Origin of the sequence: Microcoleus sp. Pol12B5 (assembly GCF_036701335.1) — a bacterium.
GTDB lineage: Bacteria > Cyanobacteriota > Cyanobacteriia > Cyanobacteriales > Microcoleaceae > Microcoleus.
In genome coordinates this window covers 22,987-30,255 of record NZ_JAUBQQ010000063.1, presented here as the reverse complement: position 1 = coordinate 30,255, position 7,269 = coordinate 22,987, and the positions used below count along the sequence as shown (strand labels likewise).

The 7,269-nt window shown below is 44.2% G+C and carries 4 protein-coding genes and 1 pseudogene; 3 read left to right on the top strand and 2 right to left on the bottom strand.

The annotated features are described in order from the left end of the window. The 3 genes and pseudogenes from QUA24_RS21570 to QUA24_RS21560 form a co-directional block, all read left to right on the top strand. Positions 1–971 (top strand): annotated as a pseudogene (locus QUA24_RS21570) (WD40 repeat domain-containing protein); the annotation flags it as partial. Further along, a complete protein-coding gene (locus QUA24_RS21565) occupies positions 968–2,092 on the top strand; it encodes an ATP-binding protein (RefSeq protein ID WP_333231940.1) in 1,125 nt (374 codons plus the stop codon). The pseudogene QUA24_RS21570 and the gene QUA24_RS21565, both read left to right, overlap by 4 nt. 292 nt (positions 2,093–2,384) lie before the next feature. Next, complete coding sequence (locus QUA24_RS21560) at positions 2,385–2,966, top strand: HAD family hydrolase (protein WP_333231938.1); 582 nt, start codon at positions 2,385–2,387, stop codon at positions 2,964–2,966. A gap of 15 nt (positions 2,967–2,981) precedes the next feature. On the opposite strand, the gene QUA24_RS21555 is transcribed toward QUA24_RS21560, so the two are convergent. Both QUA24_RS21555 and QUA24_RS21550 read right to left on the bottom strand, forming a co-directional pair. After that, entirely contained in the window at positions 2,982–4,211 is a 1,230-nt protein-coding gene (locus QUA24_RS21555) for an ATP-binding protein (protein ID WP_333231936.1), read from the bottom strand. Between the two features lie 6 nt (positions 4,212–4,217). Further along, positions 4,218–7,145, bottom strand: coding sequence for a PAS domain S-box protein (locus QUA24_RS21550; protein ID WP_333231934.1), 2,928 nt, complete (start codon positions 7,143–7,145; stop codon positions 4,218–4,220). Between the last annotated feature and the right edge of the window lie 124 nt (positions 7,146–7,269).

Below are 7,269 nucleotides of genomic sequence, written 5' to 3'. Positions count from 1 at the left end.
CAGTAGCCGTTACTGCTGATGGCAAGCGGGCGATTTCGGGTTCATTGGATAACACCCTCAAAGTCTGGGATTTAACCACTGGAGAGGAACTGTTTACTCTCAAAAGCAATTTGATAAAAGCAGTAGTCGTTACTGCTGATGGCAAACGGGTAATTTCTGGTTCGTGGGACAACACCCTCAAAGTCTGGGATTTAACCACTGGAAATCAACTGTTTACTCTCACAGGTCATAGCGACACGGTAAACGCAGTAGCCGTTACTGCTGATGGCAAACGGATAATTTCTGGTTCGTGGGACAAAACCATTAAAGTCTGGGATTTAACCACTGGAAAGAAACAGTTTACTCTCAAAGGTCACAAAAAATCGGTAAACGCAGTAGCCGTTACTGTTGATGGGAAGCGGGCGATTTCTGGTTCGTGGGACAACACCCTCAAAGTCTGGGATTTAACAAGTCGAAAGGCACTGTTGACTCTGGCAGGTCATAACAAATCAGTAAATGTAGTCGCCGTCAGTGCTGATAGCAAGCGGGCAATTTCTGCTTCATACGATAATACCCTCAAAGTCTGGGATTTAACCACTGGAGAGGAAGAGTTTAGTCTCAAAGGTTACAGCAACTCGGTAAATGCAGTAGCTGTCACTGCTGATGGCAAGCGGGCGATTTCTGGTTCAGATGACAATACCCTCAAAGTCGGGGATTTGTCGAGTGGAGAGGAAGAGTTTACTCTCAAAGGTCACAGCGACTCGGTAAAAGCAGTAGCCGTTACTGCTGATGGGAGGCGGGCAATTTCTGGTTCATCTGACAACACCCTCAAAGTCTGGGATTTGTCGAGTGGAAATATCATTGCTAGTTTCAAGGGTGAAAGCCCGATCGCCTGTGGCGCGATCGCCCCCGATGGAGTCACAATTGTCGCAGGCGACGAATCCGGCCGCGTCTATTTCCTGCGGCTAGAAGGGGTGGAGGCACTAACATGAATTCCTCACCTCTGCCAACTCCCATCTCTACCGCAGCTTACCCAAAAGAATTTCCGCAACTCCTGCGAGAAAAAACCGAGAATTTTGCAGGGCGCAAATTTGTTTTTTCTGCGATTTCCGACTTTCTGAACTCCCACAGCCGCGGTTATTTCACAATAGTCGGCACTCCCGGCTGCGGCAAAAGTTCCATCCTCGCCCAATATGTCACCGCCCATCCACGCAGTATCTATTACAACGCTGGAGTTGAAGGCAAAAATCGAGCTGAAGATTTTCTCGCTTCAGTCTGCACTCAACTGATTGACAAATACCTTGCCGCCAATGGGGAAACATCGGAAATCCTCAATCTCCGATCTCAACTTCAAAATCTCGAATCCGATGATGGGAGTTGGTTTCTGTCTTTGTTGCTTCAGCAAATTAGCGATAAATTAAACGATCGCCAAAAGTTGATAATTGTCATTGATTCTGTAGACGCGATCGCCCGCACCAGTCAGCCTCCCAGCACAAATCTGTTTTATCTGCCGAGATATTTGGGCGATCGTACTTATTTTATCCTCGCCCGCCGCCCGTTTTTGAGAGAGAAATCCGGTTTGTTAATTGAAACCCCCTCTCAAACTCTCGATTTAAGAGATTATCCCGCCCAAAATCGGGAAGATGTCCTTAACTACATTCAGCAATACCTATCAACCGCACCGGATTTAACTCAACCCGAATTCTGCCAACAACTCGCCACCCTCAGCGAAAACAATTTCATGTATCTGAGTCAGATGTTAAGGGCGATCGGCGAAAATTCACACCCCGATGCTAATCTGGGAGAGTCCTCACTTTTCCCTGAACTTCCTCCCGGTTTAGCAGCGTATTATCAAAACCACTGGCTGCGGATGAGAGGTGATGCTTTATCGGCAGTTGACTTGTCTGTGCTGAATGTTTTGGTACAATCAACATCAAGTTTATCTGTAACTGCCATATCCAATATAATTGATCAGGATGAATACGATGTTGAAAAAGTGTTAGACAATTGGATTGAGTTCTTAAATAAACAAAAAATTGGAGGAGAAATTTGCTATAGTTTGTATCATAATAGTTTCCGCGAATGGTTAGGCAAACAATCTATTTTAGAATGACGCTCGTACCTAGATTTTCGCTGTGCCAGCCTATAGTCTTCCTTGTCCACTCTTCCCGATCCCCCCTAACCCCCCTTAATAAGGGGGGGACAAGAGTAGTCAAAGTCCCAAGCGGAAAAAGAGGAGGACTGGAACACTCAAAGTCAACCCCTACTCCCCTTCTTAAGGGGGATTTAGGGGGATCTAGACTCGACTATAAACGATAGATACAAAGGTTTTTAGGCTTAAGTTAACACCAACGAACACTGCCGCATCCTCACCCTAAACCCTATTTTCAAGCAACAATACAACAATGAAACGAGCAGTATTTCTTGACAGAGATGGCGTTCTCAATATCGAAGTGGGCTACATCCACAAAGTAGAAGATTTGCATTTAATCCCCGGAATAGCTGAAGCTGTACGCCGTTTAAATGACCAACAAATATTTTGCTGTTTGGTTTCCAATCAATCGGGCCCAGCGAGGGGTTATAATCCCGTCAGCCACGTAGAAGCTTTGCACAAACGCCTGTCTCAGTTATTAGAAAAAGAAGCAGGAGCAAAGTTAGATGCTCTTTATTACTGCCCTTATTTAAGCGCAGCCGAAGGCGGAACAAACCCAGAATTTACGCGGTATTCGACTTGGCGAAAACCAAATACAGGGATGTTGGTAGCGGCGGCTTGGGAACACGATTTGGATTTGCGAAATAGTTTTATGGTTGGGGATAAAGCGACTGATGTTGATATGGCTCACAATGCCGGCTGTACTGGCATTTTGGTGCAGACTGGTTACGGAGAAAGTGTGTTGAGCGGGGAGTATCAGCATCATACTAAACCTGATTTTATTACAGCAAATTTAGCGACGGCTGTGGAGTGGATTTTGCAACACTTTGATTAGTGTTTGTAGTGGGATTTAAGTTGTTTCTCGTTTAGTCTTACAGGAAAGGGCAACGTAAGGAAGGGCGACTGTGAAGGTTGTACCCACGCCCATTTTGCTTTCGCAGGCGATCGCCCCTCCTTGCAATTCCACAGCTTTTTTAACAATTGTTAATCCCAAACCATTACCTTTAATCTTTCCCGTATTCTTGCAGCGGTAAAACATTTCAAATATTTTCCCTACTTCAGTTTCTGGGATGCCGATACCTTCGTCTCGGATACGTATAATTAGTAAGGGGGAGTTAATATTTGTAAAGGGGGAATTGGGAAACAAACACTGAGGAGACAAGCAGAAAATAGGTTCTTTGTCTCCTTCGCTTGCTGGACGGCATTCCAATTCCAAGGTGACTTGCCCGCCGTTGGGGGAATACTTGATGGCGTTGACGATTAAGTTAGAAATAATGCCGTGCAGCAATTGTTGATCTAACATCGCGCTGGTAACATCTGAAGGGATTAATGTTAGTTTGTGCTTGGCTTCATTTCCTAACTGCAATTGATCGAGCAAGTTTTGACAAAATTCGATTAAATTTATCGGAAATGGATTGCATTTGAGTTGGCCTGATTCTGCCCTGCCCATGAACAGCATATCGTCGATTAGCTGGTTCATCTTTTGGGTAGCTGAGTGCACCAGCCGCAGGGTTCTAACTTGGGATTCGTCACTGCTGCGAGTGCGATCGAGATCGAGAAGTTCCGCAGAAATTAAAATCGCGTTGAGGGGATTCCGCAATTCGTGAGCGGCCATGGAAATATACTGGTTTTGGCGGTGCGATTTTTCTTCCACCGACTCTCTGACTGCTTCCGCAGCTTTGAGAGATTCTCGCATCTTGGTTTCCATTTCGTGTCTGTGCAGGGCAATCTCGATCGCCACCCGCAAATCATTTTGTTGAAATGGTTTGATAATATAACCGAATGGATCTGTAAGTTTCGCTCTTTGCAGCGTTTTATCGTCGGCATAAGCTGTTAAAAATACTGTCGGCACATTCCTATTAGTTCGGATTTTCTCGGCTGCTGTTACCCCGTCCATGTCACCTTTTAGCACGATATCCATCAACACTAAGTCGGGCGGGTTTTCTATCGCTTTTTGAATTGCTTCTTCTCCTGAAGAAACTGTAGCTGTTACTGCATATCCCAGTTTTTTTAATCGACCTGCTATGTCTTGAGCTACAATAACTTCGTCTTCTACAACCAAAATTTGTATAGGGTTCATTTTTCGTTAAATACGCTGCCGATAATTTAACTCTTGGAAAATCAGAGTGTAGCAGGTTCCACGCTGACTGTCAATGGCAATAGTTGCCTCTAATTGGTAAGCCAACATTCTGACTAATCGCAATCCTAATGTTTCAGTATTTTCCACATCAAAATTAGCCGGAAATCCGCGACCGTTATCTTGAATAATTAAATGAAATTGGTGACTGCTTGTTTCATTAAACTTAATAGAAATTTCACCATTTAAATTAGAGCCAAATGCGTATTTTAAAGAGTTAGAGACCAGCTCGTTAATAATTAAGCCACACGGAATAGCTGTTTCTATGTTTAAATAAATGGGGTCAACTTTGAGGTTAAATTGGATGGAAGTGTTGCCACAGCCAAAAGATTGATACAAATTAGCAACCAAATTTTCGACATAGGGGGACAGGGCGATCTGATCGAGATTTTCGGATTGATACAATTGCTCATGAATCAAAGCCATTGAATGGATGCGAGTCTGGCTTTCTTCAAATAAAGTTAGCGTTGCTTCGTCTTCAATATATTGAGCTTGAAGCTGCAGCAGACTGGAAATTACCTGCATATTATTTTTGACTCGGTGGTGAATTTCTTTGAGCAATACTTCTTTTTCGCGGAGTGCTCCTTGAATGCGGGCTTCGGTAAATTTGCGATCGCTAATATCTTCGCCAATACCCGCAATGCGGTAAATTTTGCCCGATTCGTCGTAAATGGGAAAAGCTCGATCGCACACCCAGCGCATTGTGCCGTCTGGCCGAAAAATCCGATATTCGGTATTGGTGGACTCGCCCTGCAACAGTCGCCCCATTGCCTCTTCTAACAAATGTTTATCTTCTGGATGCACCCACTCCATCATTTTTAAGGGCTCAGCATACAATTCTTCGCGACTGCGCCCCCAGATTTGTTCGTAAGCTGGACTCAGATACAATAAATCGGTGAATTCCGCAGACATCAGCCAGACGGAATCTTGGATAGTTTCTGCTAACTGGCGGAAGCGTTCTTCACTTTCACGGATAGTTTTTTCTGCCTGTTTGCGTGCGGTAATATCTACTGCAATGCCCACGATGCGGTAAACTTTACCAGATTGATTTCTAATCGGAAAAGCCCGATCGCGAATCCAGCGCATTTTGCCGTCCGGCCTGACAATTCGATATTCTATTTCGTCTTCATACTCGATTTTTCTAGTTGAATTAGCAATAACCCGCTCGCGATCTTCTGGATGGAGGGAATCTGCAAAAAAGCGCCTGTTAGCATACAAATCAGCGCAGCTTCTGCCCCAAATTTTTTCGTAAGCCGGACTAATATAAATAATTTCCTGGGGTTGAATGTTTACCATCCAAAACACGCTTTCAATGTGTTCTGCTAGCTGTCGGAACCTTTCTTCGCTTTCTTTCAGCGCTGCTTCGGTTGCTTTGCGATCGCTAATATCTTCTGTCACTACTACATTGTAAATTGCCCCGCTCAGCGGTTCTTGGATGAGCGATACAGTAATATTTACCCAAACTACACTGCCGTCTTTGTGGAGCAAGCGTTTTTCCATTTTAAAACTGTCAATTTCCCCGGCAAATAATTTATTATTTTGTTTTAAATCTGGATCTATATCTTCTGGGTAAGTAACGTCCATCCAAGTTCGCGACAGCAGTTCGCTCGCAGTATATCCCACTATCTCGCAGAATTTTTGATTGACTCGCAAATAGCGGCCTGTTTCGTCAGGGTGGGTAATGCCGACTGCCGCTTGTTCAACGGTTGCCCGAAAGCGTTCTTCGCTATCTCTGAGAGTTGCTTCTGCTTTTTTGCGATCGCTAATATCGCGCTGCACGCCAAAATAGCCCACGATTCTGCGGTGGGAATCGTAAATGCAAATATAGTCGCCTTCCACCCAAACGGGAAACCCGTCAAACTTGCGATTTTCATTTTCGATGTGAATTCGGCCAGCATCAAAAAATTGCCTGATTATCTCTCTGCTACCAGTCAAGTTGTGCGATAAAAAAGAGTAAAGCGTCCGACCAATAAACTGTTCCCTCGTCCCGCCGTATTGAGCTATTAAAGCATCATTTGCCTTCGTTACCCTCCCGTTAGCAAATATGTAATCCAAGACTTTTTCTTTGTCAACGCTATCATCCCATTGCACTGGTTCGTCCAGCATCATAAAGAAAAAGCCATCTAAAGATTGAGAGAAAAACAATTCTAGCTGTTCCTGGCTTTCCCGCAGAGCTTTTTCGGCGCGCCAGCGAGAGAGAATTTCTTCCTGCAATTGATCGTTGGCTGTTCTCAAGTCTTCAGTGCGCTTTTGATATTTAATTTCGAGCTGATTTGTAATTTCTTCCAGCGCTATTTCTGCCTGTTTTTTTTCGGTAATATCTTGAGTAAGAACCAGTCCTGCAAAAATTTCTTCCCGGTCGTTTTTGACTGGAGCAATTGTTGTTGAATAAACGCGATTGCCGTATTTATATTCAAAAGTATTCTCTTTTCCTGCCAAAGCAGCGCGATATGTAGTCTCAAAAAGGGGCAAATCTTCAGGTGGCGATACTTCCCACAATGTTTTGCCTTCCAACTGTTCTTTGGACAAACCAACTACTGCCAAACCTTGACCGTCAACCAGAGTATAGCGCAAATCGCGATCGAACAAAAACACCGAACCATTCGGATAATGTTTGATGAGAGTTCGGTACATTTCCTGGCTTTTTTCCAGAGATGCGATTAACTGAATGCGATCGTCCTCGGTAATATCCGATTCAGTTGCCGAACCCGAAATGCCAGGATTCTCGACTGCTTTGAGTTGTGCTTCTAATTTCTGGCACAATTCTCTCTGCTGCTGCAAATGCTCTTCAAGTTGTAGAATTTTTGCTTTTTGCTCTGCTACCAATGCTTCGCAGGTTTCGAGAGATCGATCGATCTTGGTAGGATCAATACACATAAGCGCTCTTTGTTTGGCAGTTGCGGACTTGAGCTTTTTCAAGCCAATACTAACAAAGCTCAAGCCTTCACTGCTAACTTAATTAATCAATCTTTCTTGACTTCTGCCCAAAGCCTTCTACTTT